Consider the following 23,258-nt stretch of genomic DNA (forward strand, 5'->3'; position numbering starts at 1 on the left):
CATCCATGATGTGCCTGACAAGGGGCGGGATCTGTTCGCCGACCAGGATGCCCAGCAGACCTACCAGCGCAATGACTGGTGGTGCAGGCGAGCGGACGTTGAGAAGGGCATAGATGACGCCGACCAACAGGCCTACGGCCAGGGCGATCAGATAGGGCTTCATGATTGCACTCGCTGCAACGGCCGCTCGCTTGCACAAGACGGCGGGAGCCGGGTCAGATGAGCTGGCTTATTCCGCGACCGATGCGTGAACCGGATCGAGACGCTTGCCGTGGGCAACCCGCTCAGGAGCGTGGTGGACCATGGTGTAGGCGTAATCGATGCCCATGCCGTAGGCGCCCGAGTGCTCGCGGACGATGGTAGTGACCGCGTCATAGGTCTCGCGGCGCGCCCAGTCGCGTTGCCATTCCAGCATCACTTGCTGCCAGGTGACCGGTACGACCCCTACCTGGATCATGCGCTGCATAGCGTAGTCGTGCGCCTCCTTGCTCGTTCCACCGGACGCATCGGCGACCATGTAGATCTCGTAGCCGCCATGGCGCATGGCATCGAGCGCGAAGCTGTTGTTGCAGACCTCGGTCCACAAGCCGGCCACCACGATCTTCTTGCGCCCGTTCTGCGCAAGCGCATCACGGACCTTCTGGTCGTCCCATGAGTTCATCGAGGTTCGCTCGAGGATCGGCTCTTCGGGGAAGACGGCCAGTAGCTCCGGGTAGGTATGGCCGGAGAAGCTCTCCGTCTCGACCGTGGTGATGGTCACGGGGATGCCGAACACCTTGGCTGACTTGGCGAGCGCGACCGTGTTGTTCTTCAGGACCTGCCGGTCGATCGACTGGACGCCGAACGCCATCTGCGGCTGGTGGTCGATGAAGATGAGCTGTGAGTTCTTCGGGGTCAGCAGGTGAAGTTTTGGATCGGACATCGGCAACCTCCTTGGTTCGATGCCTGCTCCGGTCGCGTGCGGCCGAAGCGGGTCGAACGAATGAGGGAGGCTGTCGCAGGCCCAGGAGTTGGGTTCAATTATATCGAAGGCTAACCGAGGCCATCTGGCATCAATGACTTCAGCTCATCCGCCATGCGCACCAGCTCCGGCAGCGAGCCCGCTTCCAGCTTGCGCATCACCTGCGCCCGGTGAACCTTGACGGTGATCTCCTTGAGGCCGAGCGCCGCGGCGATCACCTTGTTCGCCATGCCGCCCACGACCATCGTCATCACCTCACGCTCGCGGGGCGTGAGCGTCGCGTAGCGCTGCTGGAACGCCATGAGGCGCACGCTGTCCGCACGCCGCATGCGATCGAGCCGGATGCCACGCTGGATTGCATCCAGGAGATCCTGGTCGCGAAAGGGTTTGCTCAGGAAGTCGATCGCGCCGGCCTTCATCGCCATCACGGTCATTGGAATGTCGCCGTGGCCGGTGATCATGATGATCGGGATCCGGTCGCCCGACGCGGCGAGCGCCTGTTGCAGGCTCAGCCCGTTCTGCTCGGGCAGACGGACGTCCAGCACCAGGCAAGCAGGCAGGTCCAGCCGCTCTGCGGCCAGGAAGGCCATCGGCGAGGCAAAAGACCTGCATGCCAGCCCCACCGAACGCAGCAGGCTTTCCAATGAATCGCGCACCGATTCGGAATCATCGACGATGTAGACGACGGAATCGGCTGCTTCAGTCATCGAAAGAGCTGCCTGCCGGCGAGGCCGCGGCCGGAATGATGATCTCGAAGATGGCGCCTTGCGGCTTGTTGGGTAGCGCTGCCACGCGCCCTTGATGGGCTTCGACGATAACCCGGCAGATCAACAACCCCAGACCCATCCCCTGTTGCTTGGTCGAATAGAACGGCTCGAACAGGCGCTCCGCGTCGTGCAGGCCGGTGCCGTTGTCGGCCACTGAGATGACGATATTGTCCCCCCGATGCCTGCACGTCACCCTGACCGTCCGCATCCCCTTGTCGACGCCGGCTACCGCATCAAGTGCATTGGCCAGCAGGTTCTGCACCACCTGCCGTAGTGCCACGTCATCACCCTGGATTGGTGGCAGGTTCGCAGGGACGTCGACAATGAACTCGGCGCCGACCAGCTTCGCGTCCAAGCGCATCGTCTGGACAGCGCGCTGGACCAAGCTCGCTAGGTCGACCGGCTCGTGCGGCCGCGGCCGTCTGCCGAAGGCATGACGAATGCTGGTGATGATGGCGGCGGCACAGTGGCCGTCCGTCGCGATCCGCCGCAGACGGGCAGCCACCTCTTCGAGGTCGGGCGTGGGCCGCTCGAGCCATCGGGTCGCCGCGTTGGCACTGGTGACGATGCTGGCGAGCGGCTGGTTCAGTTCATGGGCGAGGGCCGCCGACAGGGCCTCCAGCATCGTCGCGCGCGCATCCTTGGCGCGGCTCTCAGCCATCAGCGACTTGAGGAGCCGGGCATGCAATGTGGTCGTCTCGGCGAGCAACGCCAGCATGACGATGCTGGCCGACACCAAGCCAAAGGCCCGTCCGACCCACCAGCCGACGCTGAACCGGACGCCTACGCCAAGGAAGCCCAGCAGCATGATCTCGCTCATGAAGGCTGCCAGCGTGACCAGCAACCAAAGGTCCAGAAGCGAACGCTGCTTGCGGACGAGTAGCAGGGCGGCCGCCAGGCAACTCAGGAGCAGCGAGGCGTAGAGAAGGAGCGTCCACGTGGCTGTCGAGGCCCGTGCGTCTGTCATGAAGGCCGGCGAAAGCTGGTCGCCACCGACTGCTGCCCATGTCGTGGCGGCTGCCATCAGGATGGAGCCGACGACTACGACCCGTGTCAGGTGCCGCGCTCTGGAGGCGCTGACGATTAGCGGGCGCTGCCTGCATTGCAGGATGGCATAGCCGACCAAAGCGAGCGGAAAGACGATCCGGCGAGCCGCCGCAATGATGGCGGTGGTCTGCAGACCAGCACCCAGTAGGCCTGTCGCCGAGAACACACCGGGAAACGTCGCCACCCATGGCACGACAAGCAGGCCGGAGAGCAGAAAGCCCAGGGCCAGAACGAGCAAGGCGATCACGCCATGCACCGCAAACTGTCCCAGCAGCAGCGTCACCGCAATCATGTCGATGATCAGCACTGCGGCGGCATAGGCCGGCAGCAGCGCTTCAGTCCCATGGAGGACGGTTTTGGAGAAGGGAGCAGCGATCAGCAGTCCCAGCAGCAGCGCCGCTCCCATCGCCCAGGCCAGCCGGTCATGCTTGTGGTCGGCCATCCTGGCACTCAGCAGGAGGTCCTGATCGCCGGGCATGATGGAGCTCGAAGGGTTCAAGCGGAACGCTCGGGATCGGGTGACGCAACGATCTGCCGTAGCCAGCTTAGCCTGAGTGGCCTTCACCGCAACCTCGTGGCCGACCGGCGACCGGTCTTGCCAGACGGTCTCACCCTGGCCTCGTCCATTGGCTCGGTGGCTGTGTCATGTTCGGCCTGCAGCGACCACCCCGATGGAATGGCGGCAGGCTGGCGCCTGAGGCGTCGGCACCCCGGGCAGGCTGGAAAACGCCCAACGCGGTCAGCCCTGCAGGAGCCGGCCAAGAATGGCGGCAGCCTCCTCGATGTCGGCCCGAACTGCCGCACGGGCTCCTCTGCCATCTCGCTTGTCCAGCGCGTCACGCAGGGCTTGGTGCTGCTGGTTGGCCGTACGCCAATTGCCTGAGCCACGGAGCAGATTCAGATACGGCCCGATCTGCAGCCAGAGGCTTTCGATCAGCGCCAGCAGCGCCTCGGACCCTGCTGTCCTGTAGACGGCAAAGTGAAACTCACGGTTGACCGGCAGAAAGTGCTTCCGGTCCTCCTGCCCGAGATGGGACGACATCGTCGCGATGAGTTCGTCTAGTCGGGCGAGCGTGCTGGGCACGATGTTCGCAGCCGCCCATTCGGCCGCAAGACCTTCCACCTCGACCCGTACCCGCCTCAGGTCCGAAAGGCGTTCCACCGTGAGCGGTGGAATGCCGACGGATCGGCCGGCTACGACCGTCAAGGCCTTGGCTGCCGTCAGGCGATGCAACGCTTCGCGTACCGGCATGGCGCTGACCTGGAACGCATCGGCGATACCGGTGATGGTAACTGTACGGCCCGGCTCGATCTCACCGTCGAGGATCATCGCGACGAGCTGCCGATAGACCCGATCCTGCACGCTCTCCCTGCCGACCGGGCGTGCGGGCAGCCGCCAATCCAACCGCGCGGATGCCATCCTTCGCCTCCATGAGCCAGCGGCCCTGCCCGAGGCTCAGACCGTTGCACAGCGATTTGATCCATGATCAAATATTATGCAAGAAGAACGAGCGGAACACCGTCCACGACATTGCGAGACGGGCGATCAGGGAGAAGAATGATGAGAATCGCGAAAAAGCTGCGCCTGCCGGCGCTGGCCATAGCCTGCATGGCTGGTCTCGCTGGGCTGGCCGACGCCGCCGAGAAGCACAAGATCTACCTCTCGATGAGCTATATCGGCAATGATTGGCAGGCCGAGGCTGCCAACATGCTCAAGGCAATGGCCGCGCACCCCTCCATGCGGGACAAGGTTGACCTGCAGGTTCAGGTAGCCGGTCCGAACGCGCAGCGGCAGATCCAGCAGCTCAACTCGATGGTACAGGCTGGTGCGGACGCGATCGTGGTCTACCCGATCTCGCCCACGGCACTGAACCAGGTCGTGCGCGCCGCCTGCGCCAAGGGCGTGACCATCATCGCCTACGACGCCGAGATCACCGAGCCCTGCGCCTACAACGTCACCATCGACCAGGAGGAAGCCGGGCGGAAGACCGCCGAGTGGCTGGCCGACAAGCTGGGCGGCAAAGGCAAGATCGTCGCGATCACCGGTGTGCCCGGCACCTCGGTGGACACGCTGCGCACCAAGGCGGCCAAGGAGGTGTTCGCCCGGCACCCGGAGATCGAGATCATCGCCGAGGCGCCCGGCATGTGGAGCCAGGCAAACGCACGTACCGAGCTGTCCAAGATTCTGGCTACCCACAAGTGGGGTGACATCGACGGGCTGTGGATGCAGGTCGGCTGCTTCACCGCCAACGCCATGCAGATCGAGGCGGGCCTGAAGCCCGAGGAGCTGAAGCCCTGCGCCGGCGAAGGCGCCAATGGCGGCCGCATCCAGGCGCTGCCGGTCGGCACCGAGGTCGAGGGCGCCAATGGCGCTTACGCCCCGATGGGTGCTCAGCGCATCTCCTACGCCTCGCCGCCCTACTCCGGGGCCTTGGCGCTCAAGCTCGCGGTGCAGAAGCTCGAGGGTAAGGAGATCCCCGACCTGACCACCCTGCCGCTCCCGCTCTACACCAGCGAGCAGATCAAGCTCTGCAAGGAAGGCACCTGGCAGGAGATGTCCGAGGGCTGCAACGTGTTCCAGCCTTCGATCATCACCAATCCCGGCTGGTTCGCGTCGATCTACTCGCCTGACACACCGGAAGTGGGCCTGCAGGCAGCCCTGGTCGGCCAGCCGGAAGAGTAGACGCAACAAGCGGCGGGGGACCCTCATGACACGGCTTCCCCCGCCGACCGCCTGATCCAGGGATCATTGATGGCCGCTTCCATGGATGCCGCTCCCGAAGCTCTTCGGGTCGAGCGAATCGTCAAGGCGTTCGGGGCGACTGTCGCGCTCGCCGGCATGTCCTTCGCCGTGAGGGAGGGCGAGGTGCATGCCCTTCTGGGCGAGAACGGCGCCGGCAAGTCGACCACGGTGAAGATGCTTTCAGGGCTCCTGCAGCCGGACGAGGGCAGCATTTCGCTGTTCCGCCAGCCCGTGCGGCTGGCCCAGCCGCTGGATGCACAGCGGCATGGCGTCCAGACGGCTTTCCAGGAGATGACCCTCGTCCGCGACCTTACCGTCGCCGAGAACATGCTCCTTCCGAACGCGCCCACCGGCTTCCTCGGTCAGCTCCGGCAACGGCAAGGCGAACGGCTGGTGAGCGAACATCTGGCCTCGCTTGGGCTGGACGACATCGACCCGCGCGCCGAGATTCGCGACCTCGAGCTGCCTGTGCGGCAGAAGATCGAGATTGCGCGCGCCATCTTCCGCAAGCCGCGCATTCTTCTGCTGGACGAGCCGACCTCGAGCCTGTCCGGGCGCGACATCGATTGGCTGGGCGAACTGATCGCAGGCGTGACGCGCTCCGGGGTCACCGTCGTGTTCATCTCTCACCGGATGCCAGAGGTACGCCGGTTCTGCGATCGGCTCACGGTGCTCCGCAATGGCAAGGAGGTCGGCACGGCCGCGGTCGACGAAATCAGCGACGATGAGGTGGTCCGGATGATCATCGGCCGCTCGCTCGCCGCCACTTTCCCGCCAAAGCCAACGCCACGCCCCCAGCGAGGGCAACTGCCCTTCCTCGAAGTACGTGACCTGACGACCAGTGGCCGCCTTGCCGGCGCCAGCTTTTCGTTGTGGCCTGGCGAGATCCTGGGCGTGGCGGCCCTCCAAGGCATGGGCCAGCAGCAGCTCTTCCTGGCCTGCTTCGGCATGGCGCCGGTCACCCAGGGGCAGATCCTGGTCGATGGCAAGGCGGTGACGCTCGCCTCGCCGCAGGATGCGATCCGCGCCAACATTGGCATCAGCCTCGTGCCGGAGGACCGCAAGACCGAGGGTCTGTTCCTCAAGATGGATGGCCGCAGCAATGTCGCCCTGCCGGTGATCGACCGGTTCACCCGCGGCGGCCTGATCGACCGTGACGCCGAGAAGGCTGCCGTATCCGAGGTATTCGAGCAGGTGGAGGTCGCACCGCGTGCGCTCTACACGCCGGTGGGAGCCTTCTCTGGCGGCAACCAGCAGAAGATCGCGATCGGCAAGTGGCTGCTGGCCGGCAGCCGCACGCTCTTGATGTTCGACCCCACGCGCGGCGTGGACGTGGGAACCAAGCACCAGCTCTATCTGCTGATGCGCTCCTTCGCAGACGCCGGCGGAGCCATCCTGTTCTACTCGACCGAGATCGCCGAGCTCGTGAACCTGTGCGACCGGGTGCTCGTCATGTATGGCGGGCGGATCGTGACCACGCTTGAAGGCGACAAGATCGAGGAGGAGGCGATCATGCGTGTGGCCCTGGGCGAGCAGGATGCCCGGGGAGCCGCGGCATGAGCAGCGTCATCCTGGACGACCGCGCCTTTGTCCGGCGACGCCGACCGAGCTGGGCGCTGGCGCTCTCCCGCGGGCGCGGCCTGCTCGTGGCGATCACGGTGTTTGTGTTCCTCTTCATGGTCGTGGCCGCAATCACGCCTGGGCCCTTCAGCTATTTCGAGCTCAGCTTCATGTCGTCAGGCGGGGCCACGCTGGCACTGGCCGCGATGGGCCAGACCTTCGTCATCCTGAGCGGGGGGTTCGACCTGTCGGCGGGTGCCGTCATCTCGCTGGTCAACGTGGTGCTGGCGACCTGGATGGGTCCCGACGTCGGCTCACAATTCACGATGGCGGTGGCCGCCCTCGCGATCGGTGGGCTGGTCGGCGCCTTCAACGGCTTCTTCGTCGCCTTCATCCGGCTCCAGCCAATCGTCGTGACGCTCTCTTCCATGTTCATCGTCCAGGGCATCACGCTCCTGATCATGGACAAGCCCGGCGGCATGATCTCGCCGGAGTTCTCCATGGCGCTGACCGGCGACGTGATCACGGAACTCCTCCCCGCACCGGTGGTCGTCCTGCTCGTGGCGATCGGCATCTGGATCCTGATCCGGAATTCGCGCTTTGGAACCGGTATCTATGCCGTGGGCAGCGACGAGGAGGCGGCACGGGCCGCGGGCATCCGGACCCGCAGCATCAAGTTCTGGACCTATGTGCTGGCCGGCCTGTTCTATGGCGCGGCCGGCGCCTTCATCTCTGCCCAAACCGGCTCAGCCGACCCCCTGATCGGCCGCCCGATGCTGCTCCAGGTCTTCACGGCCGTCGTGCTGGGCGGAACGATGCTCGGCGGCGGCCGTGGCGGCGCCGTTGGCTCCGTGGTCGGCGCCTACATCCTGATGATCGTCGTCAACATCCTGCTCGTGCTGAATGTTTCCGCCTATTACAGCTCGGTGGTCGAGGGAATGATCCTGATCCTGGCCGTGCTGGTGGGCTCGCTCAACCGGGACTCGCCCATTGCCGACTATCTCCGTCTGGCTGGTCTCAAGATCCGGGCATGGCGCAAGGGCACGCTGGCGGCGCGCCATCCGTCCAAGCCGTTCTCGCCCGGTCTGCCGCCCCAGCCTGGTGGCAGAGCCATGGAAGGAGCCGACGCATCCTGGCTGGAGCGTCACCGCCACACGCTGCGCTACGTGCTGCCGGCTTACATTGGCTTTGTCATCGTGCTGCTCGCGACGCATCTTATCTATGGCAGCACCCTTACCAATCCCGCCTACTTCAACTCGCTTCTGGTCCTCTCGTCCTTTCTCGTGATCCTGGCGCTGGGGCAGGGTTCAGCCATCCTGACCGGCGGCCTCGACCTTTCGCTTCCATGGATGATCGGCTTAATCGGCATTGTCACCGCGGACCTGATCAGCGGATCAGATGCCGCTGCGCTCTGGGTCATCCCGTTCGGGCTGCTGCTCGGTATGGTCCTGGGCATGCTGAATGGTGCCGGCATCGTGTTCCTCGGCCTGCCACCGATCGTCATGACCCTTGCGATGAATGGCATCCTGCAGGGTGCTGCCCTGGTCTATAGCGACGGCACGCCAGCCGGCTTCGCCTCGCCCGCCCAGCGCTGGCTCATGACCGGTAGCTTCTTGGGCATCACGCCGGTCATCTGGCTGCTGGCCTTGTTTGTCGGCGCGGCCCTGCTGCTGCTGGGGCGCACCGCGTTCGGCCGGCGGATCTATGCAGTCGGCAACAGCCCAATGGTTGCAAGGCTCTCTGGCGTGGGCGTCGGCGGAACGCTGATCGGGACCTATGCGCTGTCCGGGTTCTGTGCAGGACTGGTGGGCATCCTGCTCTCCGGCTTTTCCGGCCAAGCCAGCCTCGGCATGGGCGATGAGTACCTGCTGCCGTCGATCGCCGCCGTGGTGGTGGGCGGCACGCTGATCACCGGCGGACGCGGCCACTATCTCGGCATGCTCGGCGGTGTGCTGCTGCTCACGGCCCTCTCGACACTCCTTGCCGGAACAACGCTACCCACGGCCGTGCGCGACATCGTGCTTGGCCTCGTCGTACTGGCCGCCGTGCTGGCGCTGCGCGAACGTCATGCTTGAGGAGACGAAGCGAATGGCCGATTTCGCGGCAGAAGGACGGCGCGTCCTGGTGACCGCCGGAGCATCCGGCATTGGCCGGGCGATCGTCGACACGCTCGCCGAGGCCGGTGCGCGGATCCATGTCTGCGACGTGGACGAGGGCGCACTGGCCAGATTGCGTCAGGCAGATCCCAGTATTGGCACCACGGTCGCCGATGTCGCCGATGAGGCGCAGGTCGAGGCGCTGTTCCGCGATCTGCAGGAGCGTCTGGGTGGCCTCGACGTCCTGGTCAATAACGCGGGGATCGCAGGCCCGACCGGTGCGATCGAGGAGATCAGTCTCGCCGACTGGCGGCGCTGCATCGACATCGACCTGACCGGCCAGTTCCTGTGCGCGCGCCGCGCCGTGCCGATGCTCAAAGCAGCCGGCGGCGGTGCCATGATCAACATGTCCTCGGCTGCAGGGCGGTTCGGCTATGCCTTCCGCACGCCCTATGCCGCCGCGAAATGGGGCGTGATCGGCCTGACCCAGAGTCTCGCCAAGGAACTCGGTCCCTTCAACATCTCGGTGAACGCGATCCTGCCGGGCATCGTCGAAGGGCCGCGGATGGAAGGTGTCATCCGCGCCAGGGCCGAGCAGGTGGGCGTCCCCTACGAGGAGATGGAGAAGCAGTATCTCAGCCGCGTTTCGATGCGGCGGATGGTGAGCCCAAAGGACGTAGCCGCCATGGTGCTGTTTCTGGTCTCGCCGGCCGGCCGCAATGTTTCCGGCCAGTCGCTGGGCGTCGACGGCAACGTCGAATCGCTTTGAGGATCCAACACGATGCTTCGGATCGAACTGCTGATCGACGCCAGGAACGAGCTGGGCGAAGGTCCCTTGTGGGACGTGGAGGAGCAGCGCCTCTACTGGATCGACAGCCACGGCAGATCGGTCCATCGCTGCGATGCCTGGGGCCGGGACGTGCGGAGCTGGCCGGTGCCGGAGCATATCGGCTCGATGTGCCTTCGCGAGAAGGGCGGGGCGGTCGTGAGCCTGCGCAACGGCTTCCACTTCCTGGACCTGGAGACGGGTGAGGTGCGGCCCATCGGGGATCCGGAGGCGGGCAACCGCCGTACCCGGATGAACGACGGCAAGGTCGACCGCCAGGGCCGATTCGTCGCTGGCGGCATGGACTACGAGGAGCGCGAGCCGCTCTCCGGCCTTTATCGGCTCGACCCCGACCTGAGCGTCACCCAGCTCGAGAGCGGCATCATCGTCAGCAATGGCCCCTGCTGGAGCCTGGACGGCAGGATCCTCTATTTCGCCGACAGCTGGACAAGGAAGATCTGGGCCTACGATTACGACATCGCCACGGGCGACCTGCTGAGCCGACGGATCTTCGCTGACTTCGAGGGTCATCTGCGCGGGTATCCGGACGGCGCCACGGTGGATGCGGAGGGTTATGTCTGGAGCGCCGAGGTCTATGGCGGCCGGCTCGTTCGATTCGCTCCCGATGGGACCATCGATCGCTTGGTCGGCATGCCGGTGGACAGCATCACCAGCGTGATGTTCGGCGGCGCCGATCTCGACATTCTCTATGTCACCTCCATGGCCCGGCCGTTCCAGGGGCGCCGCCGGCAGGAACGCGAGGCTGGCGGCCTGTTCGCTGTCCACGGATTGGGCGTGCGTGGCGTGCCTGAGCCGCGCTTCAAAGGTTGAAACCGGATCGGGAAAAGAAGTGATGCGCATCGAGGTCCTGGTCGACGTCAAGACCACGCTCGGCGAAGGCCCCCTGTGGGACGTGGAAGAGCAGCGTCTCTACTGGATCGACAGCTTCGACGGCCGCGTGTTCCGTTGCACGGAGGACGGCCGCGAAGTCCGTGCCTGGGACGTGCCGCAGAAGATCGGCTCGATGTGCCTGCGCAGGAATGGCGGCGCCGTCGTCTCGCTGCAGCGAGGCTGGCACTTCCTGGACTTCGAGAGCGGCGAGGTCGAGCTGATCCACGATCCCGAGCCGGATCGGCCGAACAACCGCATCAATGACGGCAAGGTCGACCGGCAGGGCCGCTTCGTGGCCGGCTCGATGGATACGATGGAGGAAGGCCCGAACGGAGCCCTGTACCGGATGGACCCGGACCACCGGGTGACGAAGCTCGAGAGCGGCATCATTGTCTCCAACGGACCGTGCTGGAGCCCGGACGGCCGTACCTTCTACTTCACCGACAGCTGGTCGGGCCAGATCTCCGCCTATGACTATGACCTTGAGACCGGTGCAATTGCCAACAAGCGCGCTTTCGCCAGGATGACGTATGAAGGCGGCGGCTTTGATGGTGCTACCGTCGACGCTGAGGGCTGCGTGTGGAGCGCCATCGTCTATATCGGCAAGCTCGTCCGTTATACGCCGGACGGGCACGTCGACAGGGTCATCGACATGCCGGTCAAGAAGGTCACGAGCGTGATGTTCGGCGGACCGGACCTGGACGTCCTTTATGTCACCTCGATGGCCAAGCCGCCGCTCCCGCGTTTTCCTGACGACCCGGCGCCGCGCGGTGCCTTGTTCGCGATCCATGATCTCGGCGTGCGCGGTGTGCCGGAAGCCCGATTCGCTGGCTGAACCCTGGGCCGCCGCCGGACGACATGGATGTGGTCTAGCCATTGGAAGCAGAAGGCGGCCGGACCAGACTGCTGTCCCATGTCGCATCCGCCTGCCGCAAGTCAGCAGCCTGGAGATGCACGGCCGTTGTTGCAATGCCGGTAGCAGAGAGGTGACCGCGCGGCCGGTAGCGCGGCATGTCCCATGACGGAACCAGCCGGCGCTTGCGGCACGCGGCAGCCGCCGCCTCAGTCCTTGATGAAGGCGAGCAGATCCGGGTTGATCACGTCGGCGTTGGTCGTGCACATGCCGTGCGGGAACTTCTCATAGACCTTGAGCGTCCCGTTCTTCAGCAGCTTCACCGACAGCAGCGCGGAGTCGGCGATCGGCACGATCTGGTCGTCATCGCCGTGCATCACGAGCGTCGGGACGTCGATCATCTTCAGGTCGTCGGTGAAGTCCGTCTCGGAAAAGGCCTTGATGCCGTCATAGTGCGCTTTCGCACCACCCTGCATTCCCTGGCGCCACCAGTTCCGGATCGTGCCGTCGGATACGGCGGCACTAGGCCGATTGTAGCCGTAGAAAGGACCGCTCGCGATATCGAGATAGAACTGCGCACGGTTGGCGGCGAGCTGTTGCCGGAAACCATCGAACACGTCGATGGGCAGGCCGCCGGGGTTGGCAGGAGTCTTCACCATGATCGGCGGTACGGCGCCGATCATGACCAGCTTGGCGACACGACCCTTGCCGTGGCGGGCGACATAGTGGGCCGCCTCGCCGCCGCCGGTCGAATGGCCAACATGGACGGTGCCGCGCAGGTCGAGGTGCTCGATGACGGCGGCGACGTCCGCAGCGTAGTGATCCATGTCATGGCCGCTGCCGACCTGGCTGGATCGGCCATGGCCGCGGCGGTCGTGCGCAATGACCCGATAGCCCTTCTCGACGAAATAGAGCATCTGGGCGTCCCAGTCGTCGGAACTCAGCGGCCAGCCGTGATGAAAGAAGATCGGCTGACCGGAACCCCAGTCCTTGTAGAAGATCTCGACGCCGTCATTGGTGGTGATCGTGCTCATGCCTTGATTCCCTTAAGTGATGCCATCGATGCTGGTCTGCGGGGAGTTCGAGCTGCCGTTGGCAGGACTGGCAGGCCTGCCACCACCGTGGCGACACTTGTGCCTGTCGCCACGGCTCGCGGGATGCCCCTCCACCGGTTCAGGCACGGGCAGTTCAGCCATCCGATGCTCTGTTGTCCAGCCATGTTGGTGGGGGATCAGATGTCGGCTCGTCTGTCCGGGTGACGTCGGCCTGGTTGTTCGGCCAAGCCTTGCCGCATCGCCTTTCTTGTCTGCCGAGGGTCTTCCTGCTTGCCCTCTGCGGCTCAACCGTGACGCCCTGCACCAGCCACATGTCGAGAGGCAGCCGTCATCTCGTGATCGCCTCCATGGCGGCGGGAATGCGCGGGCCGATCATGGAGAACCAGCTTCGCTCGCGCCAGCAGAGCGACCAGACCCCGTCATGGCCAATCTGCCCGCCAGATCTCCGCGGCGTCGGATGGCAGGATCAGGATGTGCGGACAGGACGGGAACGATGTCGATCCAGAAATCATGAATAGCATTCTCAATCGAGCGATCCAGCCAGACGAGCGCAAGCTCACGCTGTCCTGTGGCGAACAGGCAGCGTGCCAGGTTGAACTGCCCGCGGAAATCGCCGGCCCGTGCCGCTCGGGTGTACCAGCGGAACGCGGCGCGCGGCCGCCGGGGGCATAGCCAACCCTCTTCGCGATAATGCCCGAGCATGTTGGCGGCCTTCGCATGACCCCGGCGCGCCGCCCGGGCGAACCAGCTGCGGGCGGCGACGCGGTCCTGGGCGACACCGCGCCCGTCGTGAAGCAGGCTGGCCAGATTGAACTGAGCCCAGTCGTAGTCACGCATGGCCGCTCGCCGGTAACAGTCGGCCGCCTTGGCCAGGTCCGGGGGTCCGCCCCAGCCGAACTCGTGACAGCGGCCGACCATGTTGATGCCCTCGGCACTGTTCGAGGCTGCCGCCTTCTCGAACCAGCGCCGGGCCTCGACCCTGCTCCGTGGCATCCCGTTGCCATCCAGGAACAACTGGCCCAGGAGGATCTGCGCCCGGGTCGACCCGAAGCTCGCCGCGCTCACGATATGACGGACCTCGTCCGCACGGATCACAGTTCAGCCCAGCGCCGCAGGAGGTTGTGATAGACGTTGGTCAGTTTCACGCCGGCATGGCTTCCTTCAGGTAGCTGCCGACGCGCCTCCATGATCGCCAGGTCCAGGTCGTAGAGAAGCGCCCTGGCACCGTCCTCCTTGATCATGGACTGGGTCCAGAAGAACGAGGACCAGCGACTGCCCCTGGTCACCTCGGTCACGCTGTGCAGGCTCGTGGCGGGGTAGACCACCATGCTGCCGGCTGGCAGCTTCACCGCCTTGGTGCCGTAGGTATCCTCGATGATCAGTTCGCCGCCGTCATAGTCCTCGGGTGGCGTGAGAAAGAGGGTCGAGGAAACGTCGGCACGCATTCGCATGCCGCCCGCACCAGGAATGGCCCGAATGGCTCCGTCGACATGCGCCCCAAACTTCATGCCGGTGTCATATCTGTTGAACATTGGCGGGAGCACGCGCAGCGGCATGGCGGCCGAGTTGAAGGTCGGGTTGCGGGCAAGGCTGCGCAGGACGATCTCGCCGCATTCGCGCGCCGCCGGCGAGCCTTCTGGAATCTGCAGGTTGAACTTCGCCTTGGCCGCGAGTTCGCCTGCCGTGGCCTTGCCATCGATCCACGCCGCCTGCTCAAGGGTGCTGCGTAGATGGACGACCTCTTCGAATGTGAGGACGTCTCGGATTTCGACGAGCATTGGTATGTCTCTTGACGGCAATAGGAAGCGGGGTGGGCCGCGCTCGGAGGTGATGAAGGTCGAGCCGGGTTGCGGCTCAGAAGGTGGCACCTACTGAAAGCAGGAAGGTCCGGCCGCTGTCAGGCACTGCCCGGGCATTGAACGCCTGGCCATAGTTGAGCTCGTCGGTCAGGTTGTAGCCGTTGAGCGCGAGACGGTAGTGCTCGTACCGGTAGGAAACGACCGCATCGAGGGTGAAGCTTTCCGGCAGCTGCGCCGTGTTGGCGCTGCTCGTGAACATTTCGTCCCGGTAGGTCACGCCACCGCCGACCGTAAGGTCGCCCGGAACTGCCGGGAAATGCGAGAGCACGTCATAGGTCGTCCAGAGCGTGAAGGCATTCTCGGGCGCGTTCGGCACCTCGTTGCCGACCGTGGAGACCGCCGCCGTCGAGGACTGGATCTTTGTGTCCAGGTAGGCATAGGCGACGGATGCCGACCAGGCCTCGGTGATCAGGCCCGACGCGCCGAGCGTGAAGCCCTGGACGCGCTGCTTCTCGCCGGTGGCGGTGGAGAGTTCGGTGGTGGGATCCGTGTAGTAGGCATTGTCCTTCTCGATTCGGAAGACCGAGCCAGTCAGGCCCAATTGCCCGCCGAGCATGCTGATCTTGCCACCTAGCTCGAAGATCTCGTTCTCCTCCGGCTCCAGGTCGGGCTGCTGACCATTGATGGGATTGGGCGCACTGGTCGCGTACTGGCCGGGCACGGTCGAGGAGGTCGCGTAGGAGAAGTAGTAGGTCTGATCCCTGGTCGGCTCCCAGATCAGGCTGCCCTTCGGGCTCCAGAAACTGTTGTCCGCCTCGTACTTGTTGTACCCGTCGTTGCTGAAGACCTTGTAGGTCGAGCTGTAGTCGTCCCAGCGTACGCCAGCCAGCACCGAGAACGCGTCAGTGAACCAGAATCGATCGCTGGCAAACAGACCGATATCGGTGCCGTACGACTTCTTGATGTTGTTCGGATTGACGGGAAGCATGTAGTCGTCGACACCAAAGAAGTCGCCGGGATTGCGGATGGTCGGGGCTGTCTTCTCTCCATCAACGCTGCGCCCGTCGCGTTGATCATTCTGGTAGAAGATGTCGACGCCCGCCACGGCCTGATTGCGGAAGCCAGCCAGCGTGAAGTCGAACACGCCTGAGGTGACATTCTGGAAGCCCCAGGACTGCTGGTTGAAGGCGGGGTTGCCGCCACCGCTGAAGCCCAACGTCGGGTTGCCGCCAGCGAAGAACTCCGCAGAGCAGTCAGCATCGCAGACGACCGGGGTCGTGCTGAACTCGCGGGTATAGTAGGCGAGCCTGGTATCGTTGTTCAGCGTGATGCTGTCGGTGAGCTGCCAGGCCAGCCGCGACGTCAGCATGTCGACGTCAGAGACCTCTTCGTCCTGCTTCTTGCCATAGAAGCTGTCGCGTGACACGCCGTACTCCGTCACAGGTCTGCCGATCTCGCTGCCCGGCGGCACAACGGAGGGGACACCATAGTCCGGAGTGCGGTCACCATGCTGGTGCAGGTAGTTGAGCGACCAGTTCAGGTCGGTGCCCAGCCCAAACGCCAATGATCCGGCGATGCCCCATCGATCGTTCTCGACATGGTCGCGGTCGGCAACATCCTGGTCATGGTACATGCCGACCACACGGACAGCCGTGGTCTCGTTGATCTGCTGGTTGACGTCACCGACCACCCGGTAGAGCGGCCCGGTGCCGAGCAAACCGTCAATGCTGGCGGCATTGCCGAGGTGGGCGGTCTTGCTCTGGGTATTGACGACGCCGCCCGTGGAGCCGAACCCGAACGTCTCGGAGGATGGCCCCAGCAGAACATCGACCTGCTCGTAGTTGAAGCTGTCGCGGACATAGACGCCGAAGTCGCGCAGGCCATCCAGATAGACGTCACCCTTGGCGTCGAAGCCGCGAATGCGGAACTGGTCGCCGTTCAGGCCGCCATTGCCCTCGCCGCTGCTGACAGTGACGCCAGGAACGTTGCGCAGCGCTTGGTCCAGGCTTGTCACGGCCTGCTGCTGCATGACCTCGCCAGTGATGACCTGAATGGTCTGAGGGGTGTCCTGCACTGTTCCCGGCAGGCGGCCGATGCCAGTGGCCGAGCGTAGGGTATTGGCAGGCTGTGCGTCGGCTTCGACGGAGACCGGTGGAAGGACGACCGCATCCCCGGCATCGGCCGGACCGGCCGATGCTTCCTGTGCTGCGACGTCGCCTGGTGTGGACAGCGCCAGCGCTGTCATGCCGGCCGTCGCTATAGCCGAATGCAGGCTGGGCCAGTCGAGCTCGTGGTTCCGGTCCATCGCAGTCCCCTGGTAAGACGTCACCGGACGGCGTGTATCGATCATGATTGCTTAAGGTCAATCATGTATTGGCTACTACTAGCACCAGCGACGTATAAAACAACATCAAGCTCGCACGATAATAAGAATAATTCTATACTGAAATGTGCGCTTCTCATGTAATCCGGATGCCTCACTTATATTTGGCTAGGCGGCTCCTTTGCTACTTTGATTGGCTGAGTTGGATCAGGCGTTTGAGCCTGCTGCTACCGAGCAGCTGGGTACCAACTAAGGTGCTGACGATCCGACGGACGACGGTGCCGAAACCGGCTGCCGTCGGGATCGCTGGCTGGCCCGGCCAGCAGGGCGGGCCCGACGGCGCAACCACATGGTGATGCCGGTGATCCAGAGCAGCGCCGGCAGCAGACCGCTCAGGAAGACGAGCGCCTGCCAGAAGCCGCCCATATCCTGGCCATCGTGGAGGCGGCGCATCAGTCGAGCTACCGGGTCAGCGCCACCTGTTACGGCAGGCGCCGTCGGGGCAACCATGCCGGTGCGGTCGTCGATCTCCAGGGACATCATCCCGTCGGATCTGGTTTCCACCTGCAACCGCCAAGCGGGTCTCGCCTCGGTAGGAACCGCGACACTGAGCAGGCGCGCGCCAGGCTCCGCCGCAAGCGCCGCGGCGACGGCACCGTCCATGGTGAGTATCGGACGTTCCAGCGGCATGCTGGCAAAAGGCGGCCGCGCCTGCCCGCCTCCAACGGATAGGGGCGGTCCGAAGAGCGCGCGCGCCGTCTGCGGGAAGGAGATGTAGACCCCGGTCAAGGATACGATCAGCAAGGGCAGCGCGATCCAGGCACCCAGCATGTGGTGCAGGTTCACTGTTGGCCGGCGTCCACGCTGCCACCAGAGCGCCTTCGCTACGCTGCCGACCCGTGGCCACCAGAGCCAGACACCGGACAGCACCGAGACCGTCATCAGCACACCGAGCCAGCCAACAATCTGGCGGCCATACCATTGCGGCACCAGCAGCGTGCCATGAAGGATGTGGAGGATCCCGACCGTCGTGGTACGACGGTCGGCCAGGTCGAGCAGGCGGCCATCGCGCGGATTCAGCCAAGCGGTGAAGCTGCGTGGACGTCCTTCGCCCGGTGCGACTCCGTCGACCTGCACCGCTGAGCCTAGGGTGATCGGCAGGCGCACAGCGGTGACACGAACGTCGTTGCCGAATGCCGCCGCGGCATGGCTGGCATAGGCGGAAGCCGGCGAAGCCGGCTCTGCAACAGCCAGGACATTGCGCTCCGGATTGAGGAGGGCATCAAGGCCGTCATGCCATACCAGGGCACTTCCGGACAGGCCGACGATGACCAGCAGCAGCCCGGCGGCGAGGCCAATCCAAAGGTGCAGGTTCAGCCAGAATCGCCGTGCGCGGTTCATTCATCTCTACCACTTGATCTAGTGACGGGCATCTAATCGATCATCGAGCGTATCGACGTTCGATTAGATGCATCGGCCAAAGCAGACCGTCCGCTGCCATCGCCTTGCTCTCGTCGCGGTGCCACACGATGCATAGGAGATGTCGCAAGCACGAACCAGTCTTGTTGATATGCAATGTCTGCATCTAGAGTAATGACCGTAGTTCTTATTGAATCAGTTTAAGGTTATTATGATCTGTTACGCCATTTGCGGGGTCGGCCGACGTGGATCGTATGACTGGGGCAGCATGAGAACCAGTAGGCGGCCGGACAGATCGCGGTTTGTCCGAGACTGTCGCCACACGCCTGCAGGCTGAACTGGAGATCGGGCTCCCGGCTGGAAAAGCCCGGGAGGGCAGTTGAAGCTCCATCTGGTGACTCGACCCTGGTAAGGCAGGGTTGGAGGCGGACATGGTCCGGGAGGTGGCGGGTCAGGTGAGCCTGGGGGAAGCGCTGCTGCCGGTAGCCTTTGGCAGCAACCAGCGCCTGGAGCGGACCAGGCACAGGTGGATTGGGCGCCGATCGAGATGCTCCTGCAGCCGATGCGCCGGGCGTTCATGGGACGGCCTGCCCACCCGCCGCTGGTCCAGCTCAAGGCCCTGCTCCTCCAACACCTGCGCGATCTGGAGGAGGCTTTGGCGGATCGGCTCAGTCTCCTCGTGTTTTTACGGGCCGGGCCTGGAGGACGTCGCGATCACTCTCGTACGCGGGCAGATCGAAATGCTCTTCGGCACGATGAAGCTGCACCACCTGTACCGCCGCGTCCGCTACCGCAGAGTCCTCCGCCATCCATGTCAGCTCCGGCTCCTGTGTTCTGCCGTGAACCTGCGCGGGGCTGGTCAAATCACCGCCTGACCGGCATGCAAAGATCCAGACAGGCCGATCTTGCCCCGGCCGTTGATCGAGCAGGTGTCATCCGCCGCAGGCACCCTGCCGATCCGGCACATCCTGCAGCCAAGCATGGTCCTCGGGCCTTCGCGATGATGCCCGATAGGCCCTCACGCGAAGTTCTGCGTCTTGTGGATCCGATCGGAGGCCGGATCCAGTTCGAGCAGCGACGAGAAGTCATACGAGGTTGCCTCTATCCACCGCACAGTCTGGCGGCCGGGGTAAAGCTTTCGTTCCGGCTGCCATCAGGCCGAAAGGGGAGGGATCTCCGCCGGCTTGGCAGGCCAAGGCCGCCGCCTTGCGTCGTGCAGCGCAGCCTGTCCGCTGGTCGGTCCTGGGAGATCTCCTTCATGAGGGTGAGCCAGACTTTTCCATCGGCTCAAGGCCCGGGGCACAGGTCTGGCCGTCCTTCTCGGCCGACATCGAGATTTGATCGACCTTCAGATCAGCAGCCTTCTAGCGACGCTTCTGATGCTTCCTGACCGTGCGGCGGCTCAAAGGCAGGTCGACGTACCGAGGATCGGCAGGCCCATCCAGAAAGTCGCCGCACAGGCAACCGTGCTGCCGGCGACGATCAGGCCGCCGGTGAACTGCGGCAGGCTTTGCTCGCGCCCATGGTCGCAACGCAGGCGGGTCCAGACAGTCCAACTGAGCCAAGCGAGAAGGGCGACGCTCGTGAGCCAGAGGAGGAGCAGAACGAGGCGCTGCACGCTGACCGGTCCAATGCTCCGGTCCTGCCAGCCCAGCTCGCAGCCGACCGACAGGGTCGCGTAGAGAGCGACGAAGACAATGCTCCAGGCCGTCCAGCCTGCCACGATCGCCAACAGGACAGCGGGGCGACCGGTCCGGTTCATCGCTGAAGGCCACCGCTGCCGATCGCCCAGGCCAATCCGAATGTCGCGGCGAGACCGGCAATACCGGTGACGCAGCTATAGTCATGCCAGAGCTGTCCGATCATCAGGTTGAGGCTGCGGGCCGCCGAGATCTCCCCGCGGCGGCAGCTATGCCAGCCATGAAGCGCTAGGATCAGGCCGATCGCGGCGTGGACCAGCACGTAGACGTGCACGGCTGCGGAAACGCCGGCATAGGCATGCACCGTCGGATCCGGCGCGTAGGTAAGGATGGTTGCGACCAGCAGGATCGCGGCCGCGTGGGCCGCAGTCGTGGCGCGTGTCCAGATGAGGGTCCAGCCTGGCGCGCTTCGCCTGGCGGCGGCTAGCGCCCCACGGCCGGTAAGGGCCGCGAGCAGGAGCATGCCGCAGGCGCCAAGCGCAAAGCCGGGGCTTACGGCGAGCAACTCGGGCGGCGGCCAGTTCGGGGCCACCACCCACAGGAACAACAGGCCGAACAGCAGCGAGCCAAACAGTGCGGCATCCGCCAGTTGCAGGAAGACCACCGCCCACCAACTGGGCGCATGGCCGCTTTCGGTATGAGCAAGCAGGACGGTCCCGTCGCCTATTGGCAGCGAACCCAGGTCTTCCCGCCGTGCCGGGTGACGCGTCCACAGCCAGAAGAGGACAATCGTCAGGACCATGCCGACGACGGCGAGCTGGTAGACCTGGAAAAGCAGCGAGAGGAAGAACAGGCCGGTCGCGAGCGCCGTCCAGAGCGGCAGGAAGGTCGAACCTGGAAGAATGATGATCTGGCGGGGCTTGCCCGTGACCATGTCGACAGCGATGGTTTCCAGCCATTCGTGCCGGGCAAACCCCAGCAGGCCCTCGCCCGCCGCCAGCTTGCGGGGCAGGTCCGGGTCGTCGGCAAGCGGGTGGTGGCTCGTGACGACCGGCAGGGAAGCGAAGCCATAGTCGGCAGGTGGCACCGGCGTCGCCCATTCCAGCGTGCCGGCCTCCCAGGGATTGCGCGCGGTCTTCGGGCCGAAGCGGACCTGCAGGAGGAAGTCCAGGGCGACCAGGGCAAAGCCCATCGTCATGACGAAGCCGCCGATCGAAGAGAGGAGGTTCAGGCCGTCCCAGCCGAAGCTGCCGGGATAGGTCCAGACGCGCCTGGGCATGCCGAGCAGGCCGGTCAGGTGCATCAGGAAGAAGGTCATGTTGAAGCCGATGAAGATCAGCCAGAAGGCAAAGTAACCGAGCTTGTAGACATGCTCGCGTCCGGTGAAGTGCGGCAGCCAGTAGTAGGCAGCGGCCAGCATTGGGAACACGAAGCCGCCGACCAGCACGTAGTGCAGATGCGCCACCACGAAATGCGTGTCGTGGACCTGCCAGTCGAAGGGGACCACCGCGACCATGACGCCGGTGAGGCCACCCAGCACGAAGATGAAGAAGAAGCCCAGCAGAAACAGCATGGGCACGCTCATCTGCGGCCGGCCACTCATCAGCGTACCGATCCAGGCGAAGATCTGCACGCCGGTCGGGATGGCGACCAGCATGCTTGCTGCCGAGAAGAAGGCCAGGGCCAGATGCGGGATGCCCACCGCGAACATGTGGTGGACCCATAAGCCAAAGCTCAGGAAGCCTACCGAGATCGCGGCCAACACGACCCAGCGATAGCCGATCAGCTCACGGCGGACCAGGACCGGCAGGATGGTCGAGATCATGCCCGCAGCCGGCAGGAAGATGATGTAGACCTCGGGGTGGCCGAATAGCCAGAACAGGTGCTGCCAGAGGAGCGAATCGCCACCTCGGGTGGGATCGAAGATGGCCCAGCCGAAGGCACGCTCGGCTTCCAGCAGGATGCTGCCCAGGATCAAGGGCGGGAATCCCGCCAGGATCATCATCGCCACGACCAGCATGTACCAGGCGAAGATCGGCAGGCGGTCCAGCGACATGCCCGGTGCCCGGACCATCAGGATGCTGACCGCGATCTCGGTGGCGGCACCGATCGCCGAGATCTCCACGAAGGTGATGCCGATCAGCCAGACATCGGCATTGATGCCAGGTGAAAACGGCTTGGACGTGAGCGGCGTGTACATGAACCAGCCGCCGTTCGGCGCCGCTCCCACCGCCAACGCGATGAGCATGATCGAGCCGCCGAACAGGTAGCACCAGTAGCCGTAGGCCCCGAAACGCGGAAAGGCGAGGTCGCGGGCACCCAGCATCTTCGGCAGGAGGTAGATCGCGAATCCCTCGAACATCGGGATGGCGAACAGGAACATCATCACCGTGCCATGCATGGTGAAGAGCTGGTTGTAGATCTCGGGGCCGACGAAGGCGCTGTGGGAGGTGGCGATCTGGGCGCGGATCAGCATTGCCAGGATGCCGCCAACAGCGAAGAACAGGAATGCCGTGATGATGAAGCGGCGGCCAAGAAGGGTGTGGTTAACCGCGGCCAGCCGGCCGAACCCGGGCCCGGTGCCCCAGATCCGTTCCAGGCGCTGGTGAAGCTCGACCGGCGAGTTCGCCCTTGCCGGCTCGTTCATCGGTCTCTTCCGGCAAGCGCCGCGAACTCTTCGTCGGGCAGGGCATCCACCCAGAAGAACATGCCGGCATGACCATCCCCGCAGAACTCGGCGCACTGGGCGCCGAATCGCCCCGGCTCGGAGGCCATCAGCCGGATGACGTTCACGTGCCCTGGCAGCGCATCGATCTTGCCGCCCAGGCGCGGGATCCACAGCGAGTGGATGACGTCCTCGCTGGTGACGTGGAAGTCGACCGGGCGGCCGACCGGGATGACCAGCGGCCCGCCATCGGCCATGGCCGGCCCCCCATCGGGCCAGGAAAAGCGCCAAGCCCATTGCCGGGCCGTTCCCTCGACCCGCAGGACCCCGGGTTGACCCGGATGGGGAAGGAGCCGCTCGCCAGTCACGAGTGCGTAGACCAGAAGGGCGGTAAGCGTCCCCGTTGGAAAGGCTACGCCCAGGCCCATGATCCAGAAGCCCACTGAACCTCGGCCTGGACGCTTGCGGCGAAAGGCGACGAGCAGACAGACCAGGACAAGGCCGGCGATCAAGCCAGCACCGATCAGCATCACCCACCAGAGCCTTGCGACCGAGGCTGCCATCGGCCCGGCCGGGTCGAGTGTGGACAAAGGCCCTGTGCAACCCGACAAGG

19 protein-coding genes are annotated in these 23,258 nt (G+C 64.7%); 6 read left to right on the forward strand and 13 right to left on the reverse strand.

The window, feature by feature from the left end:
- From VHL31_RS03805 to VHL31_RS03825, 5 genes are all read right to left on the reverse strand, one after another.
- Positions 1–163 (reverse strand): DUF1427 family protein (locus tag VHL31_RS03805; RefSeq protein WP_329659909.1); only part of this gene is annotated, 163 nt, incomplete at its 3' end.
- Between the two features lie 66 nt (positions 164–229).
- A complete protein-coding gene (locus tag VHL31_RS03810; protein WP_329659878.1) occupies positions 230–922 on the reverse strand; it encodes a hydrolase in 693 nt (230 codons plus the stop codon).
- Positions 923–1,032: 110 nt separating this feature from the next.
- A complete protein-coding gene (locus VHL31_RS03815; RefSeq protein WP_329659879.1) occupies positions 1,033–1,668 on the reverse strand; it encodes a response regulator transcription factor in 636 nt (211 codons plus the stop codon).
- Positions 1,661–3,253, reverse strand: coding sequence for an MASE4 domain-containing protein (locus tag VHL31_RS03820; RefSeq protein WP_329659880.1), 1,593 nt, complete (start codon positions 3,251–3,253; stop codon positions 1,661–1,663). The genes VHL31_RS03815 and VHL31_RS03820 overlap by 8 nt, the downstream gene beginning before the upstream one ends.
- Positions 3,254–3,514: 261 nt before the next feature.
- Positions 3,515–4,195 carry a GntR family transcriptional regulator gene (locus VHL31_RS03825; RefSeq protein WP_329659881.1) on the reverse strand — a complete coding sequence of 227 codons (681 nt, stop codon included), beginning with the start codon at positions 4,193–4,195 and terminating at the stop codon, positions 3,515–3,517.
- 189 nt (positions 4,196–4,384) lie between these two features.
- Between VHL31_RS03825 and VHL31_RS03830 the strand changes: the two genes are divergently transcribed.
- From VHL31_RS03830 to VHL31_RS03855, 6 genes are all read left to right on the forward strand, one after another.
- Positions 4,385–5,458, forward strand: a complete 1,074-nt coding sequence (locus VHL31_RS03830; protein WP_414653633.1) for a sugar ABC transporter substrate-binding protein — start codon at positions 4,385–4,387, stop codon at positions 5,456–5,458.
- A gap of 81 nt (positions 5,459–5,539) precedes the next feature.
- Positions 5,540–7,078, forward strand: coding sequence for a sugar ABC transporter ATP-binding protein (locus tag VHL31_RS03835; RefSeq protein ID WP_349262353.1), 1,539 nt, complete (start codon positions 5,540–5,542; stop codon positions 7,076–7,078).
- Entirely contained in the window at positions 7,075–9,153 is a 2,079-nt protein-coding gene (locus VHL31_RS03840) for an ABC transporter permease (RefSeq protein ID WP_329659884.1), read from the forward strand. Before VHL31_RS03835 ends, VHL31_RS03840 begins: the two co-directional genes overlap by 4 nt.
- Before the next feature lie 13 nt (positions 9,154–9,166).
- Positions 9,167–9,943 carry an SDR family oxidoreductase gene (locus VHL31_RS03845; RefSeq protein WP_329659885.1) on the forward strand — a complete coding sequence of 259 codons (777 nt, stop codon included), beginning with the start codon at positions 9,167–9,169 and terminating at the stop codon, positions 9,941–9,943.
- Positions 9,944–9,955: 12 nt separating this feature from the next.
- Positions 9,956–10,831, forward strand: coding sequence for an SMP-30/gluconolactonase/LRE family protein (locus VHL31_RS03850; RefSeq protein WP_329659886.1), 876 nt, complete (start codon positions 9,956–9,958; stop codon positions 10,829–10,831).
- A 22-nt stretch (positions 10,832–10,853) separates the two neighbouring features.
- Complete coding sequence (locus VHL31_RS03855; RefSeq protein ID WP_329659887.1) at positions 10,854–11,726, forward strand: SMP-30/gluconolactonase/LRE family protein; 873 nt, start codon at positions 10,854–10,856, stop codon at positions 11,724–11,726.
- A gap of 227 nt (positions 11,727–11,953) precedes the next feature.
- Here the strand turns inward: VHL31_RS03855 and VHL31_RS03860 are convergent, their stop codons facing one another.
- From VHL31_RS03860 to VHL31_RS03895, 8 genes are all read right to left on the reverse strand, one after another.
- Positions 11,954–12,778, reverse strand: coding sequence for an alpha/beta hydrolase (locus VHL31_RS03860; protein ID WP_329659888.1), 825 nt, complete (start codon positions 12,776–12,778; stop codon positions 11,954–11,956).
- 393 nt (positions 12,779–13,171) lie between these two features.
- Positions 13,172–13,864, reverse strand: a complete 693-nt coding sequence (locus VHL31_RS03865) for a tetratricopeptide repeat protein (RefSeq protein WP_329659889.1) — start codon at positions 13,862–13,864, stop codon at positions 13,172–13,174.
- Positions 13,865–13,890: 26 nt separating this feature from the next.
- Entirely contained in the window at positions 13,891–14,577 is a 687-nt protein-coding gene (locus VHL31_RS03870; protein WP_329659890.1) for a Fe2+-dependent dioxygenase, read from the reverse strand.
- A gap of 76 nt (positions 14,578–14,653) precedes the next feature.
- A complete protein-coding gene (locus tag VHL31_RS03875; protein WP_329659891.1) occupies positions 14,654–16,903 on the reverse strand; it encodes a TonB-dependent siderophore receptor in 2,250 nt (749 codons plus the stop codon).
- Positions 16,904–17,170: 267 nt separating this feature from the next.
- The gene (locus tag VHL31_RS03880) at positions 17,171–18,322 is read right to left on the reverse strand and encodes a PepSY-associated TM helix domain-containing protein (protein WP_329659892.1); all 1,152 of its coding nucleotides are present in this window, start codon (positions 18,320–18,322) and stop codon (positions 17,171–17,173) included.
- Between the two features lie 1,420 nt (positions 18,323–19,742).
- Complete coding sequence (locus tag VHL31_RS03885) at positions 19,743–20,102, reverse strand: hypothetical protein (protein WP_329659893.1); 360 nt, start codon at positions 20,100–20,102, stop codon at positions 19,743–19,745.
- Positions 20,099–22,627 (reverse strand): cytochrome c oxidase subunit I, encoded by a 2,529-nt coding sequence (gene ctaD / locus VHL31_RS03890; RefSeq protein ID WP_329659894.1) that lies wholly within the window; start codon positions 22,625–22,627, stop codon positions 20,099–20,101. The genes VHL31_RS03885 and ctaD overlap by 4 nt, the downstream gene beginning before the upstream one ends.
- The gene (locus VHL31_RS03895; protein WP_329659895.1) at positions 22,624–23,235 is read right to left on the reverse strand and encodes a hypothetical protein; all 612 of its coding nucleotides are present in this window, start codon (positions 23,233–23,235) and stop codon (positions 22,624–22,626) included. The genes ctaD and VHL31_RS03895 overlap by 4 nt, the downstream gene beginning before the upstream one ends.
- Positions 23,236–23,258: the final 23 nt, after the last annotated feature.

It is taken from the genome of Geminicoccus sp. (assembly GCF_036263595.1).
Classification (GTDB): Bacteria; Pseudomonadota; Alphaproteobacteria; order Geminicoccales; family Geminicoccaceae; genus Geminicoccus.